We start from the raw sequence: 16,139 nt of genomic DNA, 5'->3' as shown, positions 1-16,139 counted from the left end.
AGGTCTCACCTGTCCCCTGTTTATTTGGGCTGCGGCGTACTTGCCGCAGCCTTTTTTGTTTAATTTTTTACTAACTCTGGAGAAAATATCCATCAGCAAGCTGATGGACTCCAGAATGGAGAATGACATGACCACCCTACAACCCGCCCATGAGCCCGCGCTCACCTTTGACTTCCGCCCGACCCTGAACGCCAACCGCCTGAAAGGGCTGTGGCAAATGATGTCCGATTACCGCCTTTCCTATGTCGCGGCGACCATTGCGCTGGCGATCTCTGCGCTCTCGAAAACATTCACGTACCTGTTGCTGCGCTTCTTCGCGGACGATGTGCTGGCGCAGAGGACAATGCTCGGCGCTTCAATGACCTCGACCTTTGTCTGGATCGGGCTTGGATTCGTGGGACTCGCCGCGTTTGAAGGCACCTTCACGTTCCTGTCCGGACGGCTGGCGGCCTATACCGCCGAGGGCATCACGCGCCGTTTGAGAGACTTCCTGTTCGACCACATCCAGCGATTGAGCTTCTCGTACCACGCCACCACGCCGACCGGCGACCTGATCGAACGAGTCACATCGGATGTGGACGCACTGAGGCGCTTCTTCAGCGAGCAAGCCATCGGCATGGGACGCATTATCCTGCTGTTCGTGATCAACTTTGTGGCGATCCTGAATTTGAACGTGGAACTGGCGCTGGTTTCAGTCGTGGTCATTCCGCTGATCCTGCTGGTCTCGTTGTGGTTCTTCAAAAAAGTGACCAAGGCCTACGAGGACTATCAGGCGCAGGAAGCGATCCTCTCGACGACCTTACAGGAAAACCTGACCGGCGTGCGCGTGGTGAAAGCCTTCGCGCGCCAGGATTATGAAAAGAAAAAATTCGAGAAGGACAATTGGGGCAAATACCTGAAAGGCAAGATCCTGCTTTTCATGCACTCCATGTTCTGGCCGCTCTCGGATATTGTGCTGGGATTTCAGATGCTGTTCGGGTTCGTGTATGGCGCGAACATGGCGATCCGCGACGAGATCTCGCTCGGGACTTATATTGCTTATGTCGGTCTGGTCGTGTGGCTGATCTGGCCGATCCGCAACCTGGGACGGCTGATCGTCTCCACATCCACCGGCATGGTCTCATATTCGCGCCTGATGGAAGTGGTCAAGCAGCAGCGTGAACCCCTGCTGGATGGGAAAGTCCAGCCTGAGGGCGCGGCGCGAGGCGACCTGCTTTTCGAGAATGTCTCGTTCATGTACTCGGACGGCAAATCGGATGTGTTGAAGAATGTTTCGTTCCACGCCAGGCCCGGACAGGCGATCGCCTTGCTTGGGTCAACGGGATCGGGCAAGACCTCGCTGGTGAACCTGCTCCCCCGCTTCCACGAATACACGGGCGGACGCGTACTGCTCGATGATATTGAATTGAAGGATTATTCGCGCGCATACCTGCGCAAGCAGATCGGCATTGTGGAACAGGAACCATTTTTGTTCAGCCGCTCGATCCGCGAGAATATCATGTACGGAGTCGGGCGCGATGTGCCGCAGGAAGAAGTGGAAAACGCCGCGAAAGCCGCGGCTGTGCATGATGTGATCCTGACCTTTCCGGATGGCTACAATACTTTGGTCGGCGAGAAAGGCGTGACCCTCTCCGGCGGACAGAAGCAGCGTGTTGCCATCGCGCGGACCTTGTTGAAGAATCCGCGCATCCTGATCCTCGACGACTCAACCTCTTCGGTGGACACCGAAACCGAAGCGGAGATCCGCGAGGCGTTGAACGGCTTGATGCAGAACCGCACAACCTTCATCATCGCGCACCGCATTCAATCGGTGATGATCGCGGATCTGATCCTGGTGCTGGATAAAGGCGAGGTGGTGCAGATGGGTACGCATGAAGAGCTGTTGAAGGATAAAGACGGCATGTATCGCAGGATCTATGATATTCAGACGAAGATCGATGTGGAATTGGAGAACGAAATTGCGCGTGTAAATTAATTTGTAGGGGCGGATCGCGATCCGCCCCTACCGGAGAAATACAATGTCAGACGAAATCCTCGAACTCGAAGAAGAAGAGTTCACATCACAACTGACCACACCTGTTTTGAAACGCATTGGCGGATTATTGAGACCGCATTGGAAATGGGTGCTGGGCTTTTTATTGACCATCGCGCTGGTTTCCGGGCTGGACGCGTATTTCACGTATGTGAACAAGCAGTTCATTGACCAGGGCATTCTGTTGAAAGACAGCGCGCGCGTGATGCAGCTTGCCATCGTCTACGGCGGATTTATCCTCGTGCAGGCGGCGGCGGTGTTCACGTTCATTTATCTGGCGGGCGTGCTCGGCGAGCGCATTCAATATGACCTGCGCAAGATGCTGTTCAATCATTTGCAGGACCTGTCGCTTTCGTATTATTCGAATAACGCGGTGGGACGCTTGATCTCGCGCGTGACATCCGATACGGGGCGCGTCTCTGACCTGTTGACCTGGGGCATCGTGGACAGCACCTGGGCGGTGATGAACATTACCTCATCCACGATCTTCATGCTGATCATCAACTGGCGGCTGGCGCTGATCGTGCTGACCATCATCCCGGTCATGATGTTCATCGCGGTGGAATTCCGCAAGCGGATATTGGAGCAGTTCCGCATTTCACGGCGAGCCAACAGCAAGATCACGGGCGCGTATAACGAGAACTTTCAGGGCATGCGCGTGGTGAAGGCCTTGAGCCGCGAGGACGAGAACACGCGCGAGTTCCAGGGACTGACCAGCAGCATGTATCACGCTTCGTACCGCGCGGCGTGGCTGTCGGCGCTCTTCCTCCCCACCGTGCAGATGATCGCCGCGCTCGCGCTGGGATTCATCGTCGGCTACGGCGGAACGCAGATCGAGATCGGGTTGATGACCATCGGCGGCATTCAAGCCTTCGTGTCGTACCTGACCTTTATGATGTGGCCGATTCAGGACCTGGCGCGCGTGTACGCAGAAATGCAGCACAGCATCGCATCAGCGGAACGAATCTTCAAGTTGGTGGACACCCCGCCCGAGGTCCACAACAGACCCGATGCGGTCGAAGCGAAAACTTTGCTCGGCGAGATCGAATTCGATCACGTGGATTTTTTCTACGAGGACAGGAAATCCGTCCTATCCGACTTCACGCTGAAGGTCAACCCGGGCGAGATGATCGCGCTGGTGGGGCCGACCGGCGGCGGCAAGTCTACGATCGTGAATTTGCTGTGCCGCTTTTACGAGCCGACCCAGGGCGTGATCCGCATCAACGGGTTGGATTATATGGACTACAAGCTCGAGTCGATCCATAACAAGATCGGCATCGTGCTGCAAACGCCGCACCTGTTCTCTGGGACGGTGCGCGAGAATATCCGCTACGGCAATCTGTCTGCGGACGACGCGCAGGTGGAGGAAGCCGCCAAGATCGCGGGCGCGCATGATTTCATTGTGACACTGGAAAAGGGCTACGAGCAGAACGTGGGCGAAAGCGGAAACCTGTTATCGGTCGGGCAGAAGCAGTTGATCTCGCTCGCGCGCGCCGTGCTGGCAAGACCCGAGTTGTTCATCATGGACGAAGCCACCTCCTCGGTGGACACGCTGACCGAGGCGCTGATCCAGCGCGGCATGGACGCCCTGATGAAAGGCCGCACTTCCTTTGTGATCGCGCACCGCCTAAGTACCATCCGCCGCGCGGACCGAATCCTCGTGATCGAGAATGGTCATATCGCTGAGCAAGGCAGTCACGCTGAATTGTTGAAACTGCGCGGGCATTATTACAGGTTGTACACCCAGCAGTTCAGGCATCAATTGGAGGTGGCGTATGGAGTGGCGGAGGAGAGTGAAGGGACGAGTAACGAGGAGGAAGAAATGAGTGAGTTGGCGACGGCAGATTAGGAAGGAAGGATTGATGATGAAAAGTTCCATCGAGGTTTTCAAAACCTTGATGGAACTTTTTTTCCTATTCCTGTGTTGGGTTTGCCGTGTGCTCTTGAATGTAACCTATTCCACAAAGAGGCTGTTGCTTAACCATAAGGCAGCCAAAATATAATGATCTGATTCGGGTTTTGTTTTTTGCGCCGAGAGTGTCGTCGCCAGTTGATCGAGTTGCGGGGTGTCTTGAGCCTGGACAAAGCCGTGACGCGCTTCGTGCCAGTCCCATGTTTCAGGTATGGAAATGTTGGCTTCGCGCGCGGCGTGCGCGAGGGTTTCAATGACCTCGTGTTGTTTTTCAGCCCACAGACAGATGATCGCCGCGGCGAGTTGATCATTGATCTTGAATTCCCTGGCGACCTGTATCTTTGCCATATGGGGCGGAATGCTCTGGAAGGAGCGAAACCCATTGACCTGGATGGTCTTCTTGAGAATATCTGCTGCGAATTTATTTAATTCCGAGGATGCTTTTGGGTAGTGACCGAGCGCATCCGCGACCACCCGTTGACGATACTCGTCATCCATCATTTCGTTGACCTCGACCCATGGGCGTACGTTTGTTTCTGTCATAATTTTCTCCTTTAACACACATCATACATATCAGTCAGCGTTCGGGTATCATCTTTATGTTAAACGCATTTATAAAAGATTCCCTTGTGTGGGAATGACTGCTTGAACAGACGCATCCTGTCCCCGATTTTACTCCAATAGTACCCGACCTATCTGGGATGGTGCAGTTCCCCGTCTATATTCAAGACCCGCTGACTGACTGCCAGAATGCGCACCTCAGGGCAGGCGCTCATGATCGTTTCGGTAAGCTGGGCGCAGGCCTGTACCACATGTCCGCAATGACTGAGGATCAGCAAAAGGTCCTTTTCACGTAAAAATTGCAGCAGGGAATTGGTCAACGGGCGGTCGGGGTCGGTCTGGACGCCAAGGACGTGCGCGACAGTTTTCAGCACTTGAGACGGATCTTGCACGGGCAGCAAGTCCACGCGCCAAATCCCATCCGTAAATTGGTCAATGTACTGCGAGGCGGCGGCTAAAGCCAGCGCGTCATTTTCGCTGAGCAAGGTCACCAGACGGCTGGACGCGATCATGCCCCGTACCTGTTCGATCTCGTTTTTGAGTTTGCTTATGTCTGCCGGCACGGCGGGCAAATTGCCGCTCGTGTGCGCGGCTCCGCTTTTGGCGTTAACCTGTTCAAGCGCCAGGCGGACCTGTGCGGCGGAGGCAAAACGATCCCTGGGGTCTTTTTCCAGCAGGCGCATTACGATCTTTTCCAGAGCGGGTGGAAGATCACTGCGCGAACGGCTGGGGAGTGCGGCGGCCTCACGCACATGCTGCGCGAGAACGGTCTGCTCGTCAAAGTTGGAAAAGGGCACGCGGCCTGTGATCAGCTCGTACAGGATCACGCCGAGCGCGTACAGGTCAGAGGGAACATCCGCGGGCTGCCCGAGGATGACTTCGGGGGCGAGATAGAAGAATGACCCCGCCCTGCTGCTCTCGGTTTGGCTGTAGGCCTCTGCGCGCGGACGGGACAGACCAAAATCCATCAGCTTGACGCAGTATTGAAAGCCTTCTTTTTTAATCAGCAGGTTGCCGGGCTTGAGGTCGCGATGAACGAGTCCGTGCCGGTGGGCGTACTCAAGCGCGTCGCAGATCTGAATTCCGAGGTCAATGATCCTTGCATAGGTCAGCCCTGATATTTCATCAAGCCCCGTACCTTCCACCAACTCCATGACGATATAGGGAACTTGTCCGCCCGCGCCAACCTGAACCGTGCCCGTGTCGTACACCGCAACGATGTGCGGATGATCCAGTTGGGATGTGATCTGCGCCTCGCGTGAAAACTGCCGCAGGGTAAGCGCGTTCGCGGTTTCAAGGTTGACAATTTTGAGCGCCACATCCCTGTCACACTGGATGTCACGCGTGCGGTAGACAATGCCCATCCCGCCCCTGCCGATCTCGGCATCCAGCCGGTAACGTTGATCGATCAACGTTCCGACCCCGATTGGTGCGGAGTTTTCATTTTTCCGCAGGGCTTGTGACAGGCGGGAGAATAGTTTGGGAAGCATGACGGTGATTATATTCCCGCGCGCTGTTCCGCGCAAAGTGCGCCGCCAATAAAATATCCTTTATAATATTTTCAAGATCACCATGCGAATTTTACTGCTGTCGGATATTCACGCCAACTATGCCGCACTGGAGGCTGTCATCAAGGACGCCGGCGCGTTCGAGCAGGTCTGGTGTCTCGGCGACGTGGTCGGTTACGGACCTGACCCGAATGAATGTATCAACCATCTGCTCGAGTTCGACCTGACCTGCTTGGCGGGGAATCACGACCTGGGGGTGACGGGCAAGGCAGCGCTTTGGGATTTCACGCAGGACGCACGCGAAGCCATCTTCTGGACAAGACACGCGCTGACCACTTTTAATCTCGACTGGCTTCGGTCCCTGCCGGCGACCGCCCTCTCCGCGGGACACGGCATCACGCTGGTGCATGCCAGTCCGCGCGACCCGGTTTGGGAATATATTATGACCGAAGAAACGGCGGTAAAAAACCTGGACATGTTCGACACGCCAGTCTGCCTGAATGGACATACACATTTCCCAGCTATCTTTCGCAAGCCGTGGGATGGTCTAAAAGTTCTGGAAGAGCATCTGCCCGTCAATTCTCCGATCCAGTTCCACCCCTACGACCGCGTGTTCATTAACCCGGGCAGTGTCGGCCAGCCCCGTGATGAAGATCCGCGTGCGGCATACGCCCTGATCGACCTTGACCAGATGACCCTCACCCATCACCGCGTGCTGTACGATGTCACTGCCACTCAAGCTAAAATGAAAGCGGAAAAATTTCCGAGCCGCCTGACACGGCGCTTACGTTTTGGGCAATAGCCTGTGTAATAAGATCAAGTATAAAAAGGAGATGAGACCATGTACAGAAAGATCCTTGTCCCGCTCGACGGCTCGAAAGTAGCCGAAGGTGTGCTGCCTCACGCGAAATCGCTGGCGTACTCCGAAGGCGCTGAGTTGATCCTGCTGACGGTCGGCGCCAACCCCGCGCTGGATTACGCCTTCTCTGACCCCGGTCTGGCGCAGCAGGCGATACAGGAACAGGAAGACCGCAGCAGCAAGTACATTACGGAGATCGAAGCCCAGCTCAAGTCCGCAGGATTCAAAACATCAACCCAGATGCGCGTCGGCGCGGTCGCCGATGTAATCCTCGGGGTGGCGGAGGAGCTACAGGTTGATGTCATCGCAATGTCAACGCATGGCCGCACCGGCCCCGCGCGCTGGCTGCTCGGCAGTATCGCGGAGCGTGTGGTGCGCAATTCGAATATCCCTGTACTGCTGATCCGTGCCAAGGGTTGATGCCTGAAGATTTAACACAGCGCGACTCAGAGACCGCATGGGAGCGCTCTGAGTCTTTTACAAGAAAAAATAATTTTAACGATCGGAGCATGGAAGATGCCAAAGAAGAAGTATTCGATCAACTGGGAGAATGATGAACCAGTCTCCTTTGAAGTGAACGGCGTGGCGTACGAATCGCTGGACGATGTCCCAGACTGGAAGGACAGGGACAAACTCGCGGCCATGCTGCACGCATCCGCTGATGATCCGGGGGATGTGAAGTTCGACGAAAAAGAATTCGAGGAACTGCGCAAAGCCGCCGAGAGTCCCACGATGGAAAGATGGGTACTGGGAGGCTTCAGCGCCATCGCTGTGATTATGCTGCTGGTCAGTGCCATGTCCATATTCTCCAACGTCCAAAAGATCGGCAGGGAGGAAAGCGCGCCGGGGCGCGTGGTGGATGTGGCGGTAGAGCGGGTGGTTGTGAACGAACAGGAGCGCATCGTGCGGGATTTTTATTTCCCTGTGATCGAATTCATCCCCATTGACGGGCGCAAGCGCACTGTCCAGGTCAGCGAAGGCAGTGATGCGCCTTTTTACGAAAAAGGCGACGAGATCACAGTGGCATATGACCCTGAACATCCGTTGGATGCGCGCATCAAGTCCTCGGACAGTTCTGCGCTGATGTGGGTCCTGCCGTCCATAACAGGGATATTAGGAATTGCTTTTGCGGGAGCGGTGTTGGTTGTGAAGAAGGTGATGGCGGTTTAAATTAAAGATGTCGTTGCGAGGGCGTTCTTGTTCTTCGGGCGACATTTGCGACGCACTGCGTTCCCTGGCACCGCCCGCGAGGGCAGGTGTTTTGCAGTGCAGGAGAGCAACCTCCTGTTACAGGAGGTTGCTTTGTCAGGCTAAAGCCTTCCTCGCAACGAAATTATTAAATACTAAATCCTCGGCAACAAATATTCGTAAGCACTTAACGCGGCTTTGGCGCCTTCTCCGACCGCCACCAGAACCTGCTCGGCATAACTATTGGTGACGTCACCTGCGGCAAACAGACCGGGGACATTCGTGCAGCAGGCGCTGTCTATGACGATGCGTCCCAGCTTATCGAGTTCAACCAAGTCTTTGACCATACTTGTGTTTGGCGTAAGCGCCTTTTCCACGAACATTCCGTCCGCCAAATATTCTTTGATCTTTCCGTGCCTGTCTTTCAAGATCAACTTGCGGGCATATTCATCTCCCTGCACTTCCACGATCTCGCAGCCTGTGAAGATCTTAACATTTTGAGATCGTTGCAGTTTATACCCGAGCGGAGAGTCCAAAAGTTTATCGTCAGCGCAGACCATGGTCACTTCCCTGGCAACTGTGGCCAGTTCGCCAACCGAACGCTGCGCGAGGTCCGCATCGCCGATCACCATGACAGTCTTGTCAATGAAAAGCGGCGCGTATGAAAGTGCCGAGTAGCACAGTCCCCTCATTGTATATTGCTTCTCGCCGGGCACGTTCATGCGCACCTGACGAGTCCCTGTGGCGAGGATGACCGCTTTGGATTCCAGCAGTGCGCCGCCTTTGGTGGAGACTGTAAAATGCTGATTTGTTTTCAGGACTGTTTCGACCGCCTCCATGTGACGGGCAAAGTCAAGATACTCCAACTCTGTGCGGAATTTGTTGACGATCTCCAGTCCTTTTATGACCTGGTAATCCTCAACCCACGGCAGGGAAAGGTGATAGTTGGTCTTCCCGCCCAGGTCTTTGGAGAGAAGCAAAAAATTCAACCGCTTGCGGATGGCGTAGATCGCCGCGGTCAGGCCGGCAGGTCCGCCGCCAATGATGATCAGATCATACATGGTAGTCTCCTTTCAATGAGCGGGTTGAGCCGCGGCCATGTCAACGTGATGCTGCTCTTCTTCAGCTGGCGGTTCCGCGATGAAGTGTTCTTCCATCATCATCTCCGTCAGGTCGCGCGAACGCTTGATAATGCGCTTTGCATTTTCAAGCTCCTCTTCGTAGGTCATCGTGATGCGCGCCAGTCCCTGTTCCTGCGCCTTCATTGCAACTGCCGCGGCCTCGCGTGGAAATACCTCCCAATCATCCATGTTGGGCAGGAGATGATCGGCGGCCAGTTTATCGCCAACATGATCCGCCAGGGCTTGTGCCGCGGCAAAACACATCTCGTCCGTGATAGTGCGGGCGCGCACATCGAGTGTGCCGCGGAAGATACCGGGGAATCCCAGTGAATTATTGACCTGGTTTGGAAAATCGGAACGGCCGGTTGCGATGACAGCTGCGCCAGCCTCTTTCGCCTCCCAGGGCCAGATCTCGGGAACTGGATTAGCGCAGGCGAAGATGATTGGATCCTTTGCCATGGTCCTGACCCACTCGGGCAGGACAACGCCCGGGCCAGATTGTGAAAAACAAATGGCCACATCCACGCCTTCGAGCGCCTCTGGAATACCGCCTTCACGCGCGTCTTCGTTCGTGATATTGCAATACTTCCACGCATCCTTGAATTCCGCTTTGCGCATCTCATAATCTTTGCGGTGTTTTCCGAGGATGCCGTTGATATCCACCAGATAACATTTTGCGGGGTCCACGCCCCACCTGAAGATAAGCCGCGAAACGGCGATATTGGACGCGCCGGCGCCAATGAACGCGATCTTCACGTCCTGTTTCTTCTTGCCCACTACTTTCAAAGCATTCATCAAGCCCGATAAGGTAACAGTGGCCGTACCCTGTTGATCATCGTGCCACATGGGGATTTCCGCTTTTTCACGCAGCGTATCAAGGATGTAAAAACATTTGGGCGAGGAAATATCCTCGAGATTAACCCCGCCCAGTCCGGGCTGGAGCATGAGCGCTGTATTGATGATCGCGGCAGGGTCCTTGGTATCCAGCATGAGCGGGAAGCCGTCCACTCCCCCCAAATATTTATACAATAGTGACTTGCCCTCCATTACGGGCAGCCCAGCCTTGGGACCGATATCGCCCAAGCCCAGCACCCGTGTCCCGTCACTGACAATGGCGACTGTGTTCCACTTGTTGGTGTATTCATAGACCAGTTCAGGGTTGGCTTGAATGGCTTTACAGGGCGCGGCGACACCGGGCGTATACCAGATTGAAAAATCATTGAAACTATGCACGGTACATTTGACAGCGGTTTCGATCTTCCCGCGGTAGAACGGATGTAATCGCAGGGCATCCGCTGAAGGCTTCTTGGCCTTGGCGAGTAACTCTTCGACGTTCATATGAGGCAGCCTCCTTGGCGACGCACTGCCTGCTATAGATAAAAAGGCAGAAACTTCAAAAACGCTTTTGCCGAAACGACTCAGGAACGACTCAGGAGTTTTTGCCGCGCCACCACTAAAGGAGGGATTTGTTTCCATATTTATTCTAGCATTTAAAAGGACATGGGGACATTGTTTGGAGATCTCCACATGGATAAATTGTCGGAGAAAGAAACAAAACATTCGAGACCCATTGACCCCGGGATGTTTGTTTATCACGCTGACTGCGTGGAGAATTATCTGGCTTTGATGGTAATGCTCTTCGGTTTGACCTCTTCCGATTTGGGCAATTGAATGGTCAGAATGCCGTTCTCAAAATCTGCCTTGGCTTTGTCGGTTTGGACGCTGGTCGGCAGGGTCAGGGAGCGCTCGAACGAACCAGAACGGCGCTCGCGGATATGATAGACTGTGTCATTCTGACCGTTCCCGTTTTCCGTCCTGTATTCGCCGCGCAGGGTGAGTACATCGCTGGTCACGGAAATTTGAACATCATCAGGCTTGAAACCCGGCAGGGCGGCTTTTACCACCACCGCGTCGTTGGTCTGGTACAGGTCAAGGGCGGGTACAGAAGACCCAGCCATGCCCACCGGACGAGTAAAGGCATCATCAAAGAGATGATCCATCGCCTCGCGCAGAGTCATCACTTCACGCATCGGCTCCCATCGAATTAAATTGGACATAACAGAACCTCCTTTTATTATTTGGTGAAATTGGTTGTTACGCCCTTAATTTAATTCGCTGATATATGAAAATCGTAAGAGGAAAATACGAGGATCGTTTAAATTTCCTGCTCCGTCCGCTTTAGAGGTGATCATGAACGAATCGAAAAGGCATCGTCAGATCGCATGGCTCATCATCGCCCTGCTTTTATTCCTGCGCATTCCCTTCACCATCGCCGTCACATTTTTTCATCCCATCGAAGACCAAAGCGGCGGCGCGGTTTACGAGGTCGGCACGTATTTATTGACCGCCATCCTGATCTACTGGGAACGTCACAGGCTGGCGGATTTCCACGTGGACGTGTATGCGCTGGCGTTCGTCCTCTTTTTGAGGCCGCTGCAAACACTGATCCTGGCATACTGGAAGGTTGAATCCCCGATGGCATTTCCGCACCCAATGGGATTGCTGATCTGGGTCATTTCAATTGGATTAATTCTCCTGCTCTGGCAAAGTGGATTCAAACCCGCGCACGCTTCATCCGTAACTGTCAGCTGGCTCGCCATCGGAATATTCGCCGGCATCTGTGTCAGTGTCGCTGGAAACCTGAATTCGTTTAGATCCATGTTTTCCCCCAACCCATATCCGCCCTCCGTATCCGTACTAACATCCATGAGCCTGAACATCGTCTATCACCTCGGCTTCGCGCCACATCAATGAAGAACCGCTATTTCGCGGATTCCTCTGGGGCTACCTGCGTCAACTCAAATGGAAGGACGGCTGGATAATGATCTTCCAAGCCCTCTTGTTTACCTGTGCGCATGTTTACTTTGCAGGAAGATATCCGCTCATGTTCTGGGTCTACATTCCAGCCACAGCCATCTTATTTGGATGGCTGACCTTGCGTTCGCGCTCCATTGCCCCCGCCATCCTCGCGCACGGCATGATCAACGGCTCGGTGTATGTTCTGATCATGATGTCGCTGCGAGCAGTATTACCGTAAAGCAGCCTCCCTCTAAAATGGGGAGATTGCTGCGGGCTTTCGCCCTCGCAACGACGTATTTAAACCAGTTTATAATCCGTCCATGAATTCCCCAGTAAAAAACACTTATTTTGGTATTGCATCTCTGCTCACGGCGCTTCTATCCGTGCTGTTTCTGGGAGCGAACTTCGGCGCTTCCCAACTGAATATTACCCCTGAGACCTTTAGCTTCTTGAATAACATCACAGTTTTGACCGCCTGCGTTTTGGCTCCGCTGGCTGTATTGCTTGGCATGGTCGGGTTATTCAAAAGGAATGACTCAAAACTTCTTTCGGTCATTGCGCTGGCATTGGTCGGCGCACCATTCCTGATCCTGTTCGTGCAAATGATCTTCTCTATTGCTAAATCAAATTGATTAGGCATAGTGTGGTATCGGAGATCAACACGCTTGGGTCAACTGCGCGCGTTTCCAATAAACGCAGGGCAGGTTCAAATGGACCGCAGCGCGAACCAAGCACAGTGATCTCATCCACAACAATTGAGGAAATATTTACACTCATATCGCCTTTGTAGGTTGATTTCAATACCATCGTCCCACGTGGACGCACCGCGCGGCGGGCAAGAGTAAAGCCGTCTGTTGAGCCTGTCGCTTCGATCACCACATCCCATTTTTGCGATTTGATATCAACTTCAGCGATCACGTTAATTCCGCGCGCTGTAAGTAATTGCTGCGCACGGAAACTCCGCGCCACCACGTGCAAGTCACAACCCGTGAGAGCCAGAGTCTGCGCGATCAGTTGTCCGAGCCTGCCAGCGCCGATCAATAAAACCCGATCCGTTTTTTGAAGTTTTATTTGCTCCTGAATTTCCAAGGCGGCGGCCAAAGGCTCCACAAAGACCGCCTGTTCATCTGGAACAGAATCTGGCACGCGGTATAGATTTTTCAGCGGCAGGCTGGTGTACTCGGCGAATACGCCGTTGCGATCCGCAATCCCAAGTACGGTGCGGTTCTCGCAATGCGTTGAGCGTCCGTTCAAACAGGCTTCGCATGTTCCGCAGACCGCGTTGATCTCCCCACCACTCGCTGACCCGCCCATGCGGCATCGGGCGCACTGACAACCTCACCGACAAATTCATGGCCGAGAATTCCCGTGTAGGGATAATAGCCTTTGACCAATTCAAGGTCGGTGCTGCAAATGCCAGCCATGCGAATTTTGATCAAAGCTTCATCAGGCTTGTTTGGCGCTTCCACATCTGCTAATTTAATTTGGTTGTTTTCAAGCCAGATTGCTTTCATAAACCTCTCTGCCTCACTGCTTCGTAGGTGATCAATGCGGTTGCGATGGAAACATTCAGCGAATTCACTTTCCCCAGCATGGGAATTTTTACTTTAATATTTGCGTTCTGCATCCAGAAATCTGTCAGCCCTTCATCTTCAGTTCCGACTGCCAGCGCGATGGGTTCTTTCATATCAACATCAGTGTACAACACCTCAGCAGAGGGTGTGGCCGCAAGCACGCGCATCTTTCTTGACTTTATAAATGCCAGCGCATTCGGCGAATCAACTTCGACGGTTGGTACGGTAAAGATCGTCCCGCGCGATGCGCGTACGACATTGGGATTCCATAAGTCCACGCGTGGGTCGCAGACGATGACAGCATCCACATGCGCCGCGTCTGCTGTACGTAGGATCGCGCCAAGATTGCCGGGCTTCTCGACTGACTCGGCCAGGATCACAAAAGGTGACTCACTTAATTTCAAATCATCGAGAGATGTTTTTGGAACGGGAAAAATTCCCAGCCAGCCATCGGGGTTATCGCGATAGGAGATCTTCTCGAACACGGCGCGGGTGACGGTCACAATTTCAGCGGAGGGAATGTCCATTGAAACTGAGGCAAGCTCGGGCGCGGTAAGAACCGTCTGCGGCTTGAGTCCAGTGCTGAGGGCCAGAGTCAACTCATCGTAGCCTTCCACCAACATCAAGCCATCCAACTTGCGCTGACGTTTATCTTCGCGCAGTTTGACGATATATTTAACTCTGGGGTTTTGTAAACTTGTGATGTCCAATTATTTCACCAATAACAAACACGCGGCCTGATGCGTCTTGCCGAACGATACGAAAGGCGGGTCACTGATCTTGCAGGTAGCCATTGCCACAGGACAGCGCGGATGAAAGCGACAGCCCCTCGGCACGTCTATGGGGTTGGGAGTTTCGCCCTGCAGAATAATACGCTCACGACGCAGCGCGGGTTCGGAACGGGGATGACGGAGATCAAGGCTTTTGTGTATGGATGCTGCGGCTTTTCCAGCACTTCGAGCATGGTGCCGATCTCAACGATGCGGCCAAGATACATGACCGCCACACGGTCGGCAAAGAAACCAACCGAGCCAAGATCATGCGTGATGAAGATGACCGCGATCTGGCGTGTGATGCGCAGTTCGGCCAGCAGGTTGATGATCTCCGCGCGGATGGAAACATCCAGCATCGAGACAGGTTCATCAGCGAGAAGGATCTCAGGCTCAAGCACAAGCGCGGCGGCGATCACCACGCGTTGGCGTTGTCCGCCTGAAAGTTCATGCGGGAAGCGTTGCAGGTAAACTTCGGCTGGTTTCAAACCTGAGTCTTCCATCGCTTTTTTCACACGCTCATCGCGTTCGTTCTTACCGCTCCCAATGCCATGCACAACTAAAGGTTCGTTGATGATCTCTTCGATGGTCTGTGTGGGATTCAAAGATTCGTAGGGATCTTGAAACACCATTTGAATTTTACGACGCACATCCTTTCGTTCATGGTCATTCAAATGCGTGATGTCACGCCCTTCAAACGAGATCGTGCCAGCAGTTGGTTCTTCCAACCCCATCAATAAAAGCGCGAGCGTTGATTTTCCGCAGCCGCTCTCGCCGACCAGCGCGATCACTTCACTGCGCCTGAGATTGAAATCGACTCCATCCACGGCATGCACGTAACGCGCCTCGCGCGAGAAAAAAGAGGGTCGGTCTGCATCAAAATATTTTTTTAATCCAGTTACTTCCAGAAAATGATCTTTGCTCATTTTGAAGCCTCAAGCAGATGGCAGCTCGCGATGTGCACAGCACTTTGAGCATCATCAATTTTGTAGAGTGGTGGTGGTTCCGTGCGACAGCGGTCAAACACCAGAGGACAGCGCGGCGCAAAGCGGCAGCCAGCGGGGAGCGCGTCCAGCCGCGGCGGATAGCCGGGGATGGATGAAAGTTTTTTCTTTGGCTTTGTCAGATCAGGGAAGGCCTTGATCAATTCCTGAGTATAGGGATGGCGCGGCTCATTATAAATGGCATCCACATCCGCGTATTCGGCTGTCACGCCGCCATACATCACCAGAACTCTGTCGCACATTTCAGCCACAACCCCAAGGTCGTGAGTCACGAAAATAATGGCGAGGCCAAGTTTCTTGCGCAGGCTGTCGAGTAGTTCCAATATCTGCGCCTGGATCATTACATCCAAAGCGGTGGTCGGCTCGTCGGCAATGATAACTTGCGGGTTGCAAGCCAGCGCCATGGCGATCATCGCGCGCTGGCGCATACCGCCAGAGTATTGATGCGGATAATGATCCTTATGGTCAGCTGCGATGCCAACTAGGTCAAGCAATTCCACCACGCGTTCCTGCAAGCGTTGGTCACGTGGGAGGCCTGGCATGTGCTTGATAATCGCTTCCTGAATTTGGTCGCCGTCAGTCCGGACCGGGTTGAGTGCATTCATCGCGCCCTGGAACACGATGGAAATATCCTTCCAACGCACGGTGTTTATTTCTTCTTCGCTGAGGGCCGTCAAATCATTGCCTTTGAAGAAAACTCTCCCATTTACGATCTGACCTGCAGAGGGCAGCAGTCTCAGCAAGGCTAGCATCAGCGTGGTCTTCCCGCATCCGCTTTCACCCACCAGCCCGATCAATTCACCTTCATTCA

At 53.8% G+C, this 16,139-nt stretch carries 17 protein-coding genes and 1 pseudogene; 8 read left to right on the top strand and 10 right to left on the bottom strand.

Features of this window, described 5'->3' with window-relative positions:
• Nucleotides 1-127 precede the first annotated feature (127 nt).
• Both IPL17_RS21500 and IPL17_RS21495 read left to right on the top strand, forming a co-directional pair.
• On the top strand, nt 128-1,975 hold the full coding sequence (locus IPL17_RS21500) for an ABC transporter ATP-binding protein (protein ID WP_345309140.1): 1,848 nt from the start codon (nt 128-130) through the stop codon (nt 1,973-1,975).
• A 43-nt stretch (nt 1,976-2,018) separates the two neighbouring features.
• Nucleotides 2,019-3,881 carry an ABC transporter ATP-binding protein gene (locus tag IPL17_RS21495; RefSeq protein WP_345309139.1) on the top strand — a complete coding sequence of 621 codons (1,863 nt, stop codon included), beginning with the start codon at nt 2,019-2,021 and terminating at the stop codon, nt 3,879-3,881.
• A 105-nt stretch (nt 3,882-3,986) separates the two neighbouring features.
• On the opposite strand, the gene IPL17_RS21490 is transcribed toward IPL17_RS21495, so the two are convergent.
• Nucleotides 3,987-4,487, bottom strand: a complete 501-nt coding sequence (locus tag IPL17_RS21490) for a hypothetical protein (protein WP_345309138.1) — start codon at nt 4,485-4,487, stop codon at nt 3,987-3,989.
• A gap of 149 nt (nt 4,488-4,636) precedes the next feature.
• A complete protein-coding gene (locus tag IPL17_RS21485; protein WP_345309137.1) occupies nt 4,637-5,995 on the bottom strand; it encodes a protein kinase in 1,359 nt (452 codons plus the stop codon).
• 82 nt (nt 5,996-6,077) lie between these two features.
• Here IPL17_RS21485 and IPL17_RS21480 point away from each other — a divergent pair, with 82 nt between their 5' ends.
• The 3 genes from IPL17_RS21480 (at nt 6,078) to IPL17_RS21470 (ending at nt 8,042) form a co-directional block, all read left to right on the top strand.
• Entirely contained in the window at nt 6,078-6,815 is a 738-nt protein-coding gene (locus IPL17_RS21480) for a metallophosphoesterase family protein (RefSeq protein WP_345309136.1), read from the top strand.
• Between the two features lie 39 nt (nt 6,816-6,854).
• Complete coding sequence (locus tag IPL17_RS21475) at nt 6,855-7,292, top strand: universal stress protein (RefSeq protein WP_345309135.1); 438 nt, start codon at nt 6,855-6,857, stop codon at nt 7,290-7,292.
• Between the two features lie 96 nt (nt 7,293-7,388).
• Nucleotides 7,389-8,042 (top strand): DUF3592 domain-containing protein, encoded by a 654-nt coding sequence (locus IPL17_RS21470; RefSeq protein ID WP_345309134.1) that lies wholly within the window; start codon nt 7,389-7,391, stop codon nt 8,040-8,042.
• 173 nt (nt 8,043-8,215) lie between these two features.
• Here IPL17_RS21470 and IPL17_RS21465 read toward each other — a convergent pair whose 3' ends face one another.
• The 3 genes from IPL17_RS21465 to IPL17_RS21455 form a co-directional block, all read right to left on the bottom strand.
• Nucleotides 8,216-9,121 (bottom strand): FAD-dependent oxidoreductase, encoded by a 906-nt coding sequence (locus IPL17_RS21465; protein WP_345309133.1) that lies wholly within the window; start codon nt 9,119-9,121, stop codon nt 8,216-8,218.
• A 12-nt stretch (nt 9,122-9,133) separates the two neighbouring features.
• Nucleotides 9,134-10,519, bottom strand: coding sequence for an NADP-dependent malic enzyme (locus IPL17_RS21460; protein ID WP_345309132.1), 1,386 nt, complete (start codon nt 10,517-10,519; stop codon nt 9,134-9,136).
• A gap of 275 nt (nt 10,520-10,794) precedes the next feature.
• Nucleotides 10,795-11,238 carry an Hsp20/alpha crystallin family protein gene (locus IPL17_RS21455; RefSeq protein WP_345309131.1) on the bottom strand — a complete coding sequence of 148 codons (444 nt, stop codon included), beginning with the start codon at nt 11,236-11,238 and terminating at the stop codon, nt 10,795-10,797.
• 133 nt (nt 11,239-11,371) lie between these two features.
• On the opposite strand from IPL17_RS21455, the gene IPL17_RS21450 reads away from it, so the two are divergent.
• From IPL17_RS21450 to IPL17_RS21440, 3 genes are all read left to right on the top strand, one after another.
• Nucleotides 11,372-11,935 (top strand): hypothetical protein, encoded by a 564-nt coding sequence (locus tag IPL17_RS21450; protein ID WP_345309130.1) that lies wholly within the window; start codon nt 11,372-11,374, stop codon nt 11,933-11,935.
• Nucleotides 11,907-12,218 carry a CPBP family intramembrane glutamic endopeptidase gene (locus IPL17_RS21445; protein ID WP_345309203.1) on the top strand — a complete coding sequence of 104 codons (312 nt, stop codon included), beginning with the start codon at nt 11,907-11,909 and terminating at the stop codon, nt 12,216-12,218. Before IPL17_RS21450 ends, IPL17_RS21445 begins: the two co-directional genes overlap by 29 nt.
• An 82-nt stretch (nt 12,219-12,300) precedes the next feature.
• Nucleotides 12,301-12,612 carry a hypothetical protein gene (locus tag IPL17_RS21440; RefSeq protein ID WP_345309129.1) on the top strand — a complete coding sequence of 104 codons (312 nt, stop codon included), beginning with the start codon at nt 12,301-12,303 and terminating at the stop codon, nt 12,610-12,612.
• Here IPL17_RS21440 and IPL17_RS21435 read toward each other — a convergent pair.
• The 5 genes and pseudogenes from IPL17_RS21435 to IPL17_RS21415 form a co-directional block, all read right to left on the bottom strand.
• The gene (locus IPL17_RS21435; protein ID WP_345309202.1) at nt 12,599-13,090 is read right to left on the bottom strand and encodes a zinc-binding dehydrogenase; all 492 of its coding nucleotides are present in this window, start codon (nt 13,088-13,090) and stop codon (nt 12,599-12,601) included. The genes IPL17_RS21440 and IPL17_RS21435 overlap by 14 nt on opposite strands.
• 96 nt (nt 13,091-13,186) lie before the next feature.
• Nucleotides 13,187-13,404: pseudogene (locus IPL17_RS21430) on the bottom strand (alcohol dehydrogenase catalytic domain-containing protein); the annotation flags it as partial.
• A gap of 86 nt (nt 13,405-13,490) precedes the next feature.
• The gene (locus tag IPL17_RS21425) at nt 13,491-14,264 is read right to left on the bottom strand and encodes an RNA methyltransferase (RefSeq protein WP_345309128.1); all 774 of its coding nucleotides are present in this window, start codon (nt 14,262-14,264) and stop codon (nt 13,491-13,493) included.
• A 128-nt stretch (nt 14,265-14,392) separates the two neighbouring features.
• Nucleotides 14,393-15,250, bottom strand: coding sequence for an ABC transporter ATP-binding protein (locus IPL17_RS21420; RefSeq protein WP_345309127.1), 858 nt, complete (start codon nt 15,248-15,250; stop codon nt 14,393-14,395).
• On the bottom strand, nt 15,247-16,139 hold an 893-nt coding region (locus IPL17_RS21415), incomplete at its 5' end, for an ABC transporter ATP-binding protein (RefSeq protein ID WP_345309126.1). The genes IPL17_RS21420 and IPL17_RS21415, both read right to left, overlap by 4 nt.

The organism is Candidatus Villigracilis saccharophilus, from assembly GCF_016711665.1.
The sequence above is the reverse complement of the archived record's forward strand: the minus strand, read 5'-3'. Positions and strand labels throughout refer to the sequence as shown.

What these genes read in the sequence shown, in the direction of transcription:
- IPL17_RS21480 (WP_345309136.1), top strand. Translation starts at nt 6,078, where the DNA reads ATGCGAATTTTACTGCTGTCGGATATTCACGCCAACTATGCCGCACTG.
- IPL17_RS21440 (WP_345309129.1), top strand. Translation starts at nt 12,301, where the DNA reads ATGAATTCCCCAGTAAAAAACACTTATTTTGGTATTGCATCTCTGCTC.
- IPL17_RS21500 (WP_345309140.1), top strand. Translation starts at nt 128, where the DNA reads ATGACCACCCTACAACCCGCCCATGAGCCCGCGCTCACCTTTGACTTC.
- IPL17_RS21490 (WP_345309138.1), bottom strand. Translation starts at nt 4,487, where the DNA reads ATGACAGAAACAAACGTACGCCCATGGGTCGAGGTCAACGAAATGATG.
- IPL17_RS21455 (WP_345309131.1), bottom strand. Translation starts at nt 11,238, where the DNA reads ATGTCCAATTTAATTCGATGGGAGCCGATGCGTGAAGTGATGACTCTG.
- IPL17_RS21450 (WP_345309130.1), top strand. Translation starts at nt 11,372, where the DNA reads ATGAACGAATCGAAAAGGCATCGTCAGATCGCATGGCTCATCATCGCC.
- IPL17_RS21465 (WP_345309133.1), bottom strand. Translation starts at nt 9,121, where the DNA reads ATGTATGATCTGATCATCATTGGCGGCGGACCTGCCGGCCTGACCGCG.
- IPL17_RS21475 (WP_345309135.1), top strand. Translation starts at nt 6,855, where the DNA reads ATGTACAGAAAGATCCTTGTCCCGCTCGACGGCTCGAAAGTAGCCGAA.
- IPL17_RS21420 (WP_345309127.1), bottom strand. Translation starts at nt 15,250, where the DNA reads ATGAGCAAAGATCATTTTCTGGAAGTAACTGGATTAAAAAAATATTTT.
- IPL17_RS21470 (WP_345309134.1), top strand. Translation starts at nt 7,389, where the DNA reads ATGCCAAAGAAGAAGTATTCGATCAACTGGGAGAATGATGAACCAGTC.
- IPL17_RS21485 (WP_345309137.1), bottom strand. Translation starts at nt 5,995, where the DNA reads ATGCTTCCCAAACTATTCTCCCGCCTGTCACAAGCCCTGCGGAAAAAT.
- IPL17_RS21495 (WP_345309139.1), top strand. Translation starts at nt 2,019, where the DNA reads ATGTCAGACGAAATCCTCGAACTCGAAGAAGAAGAGTTCACATCACAA.
- IPL17_RS21460 (WP_345309132.1), bottom strand. Translation starts at nt 10,519, where the DNA reads ATGAACGTCGAAGAGTTACTCGCCAAGGCCAAGAAGCCTTCAGCGGAT.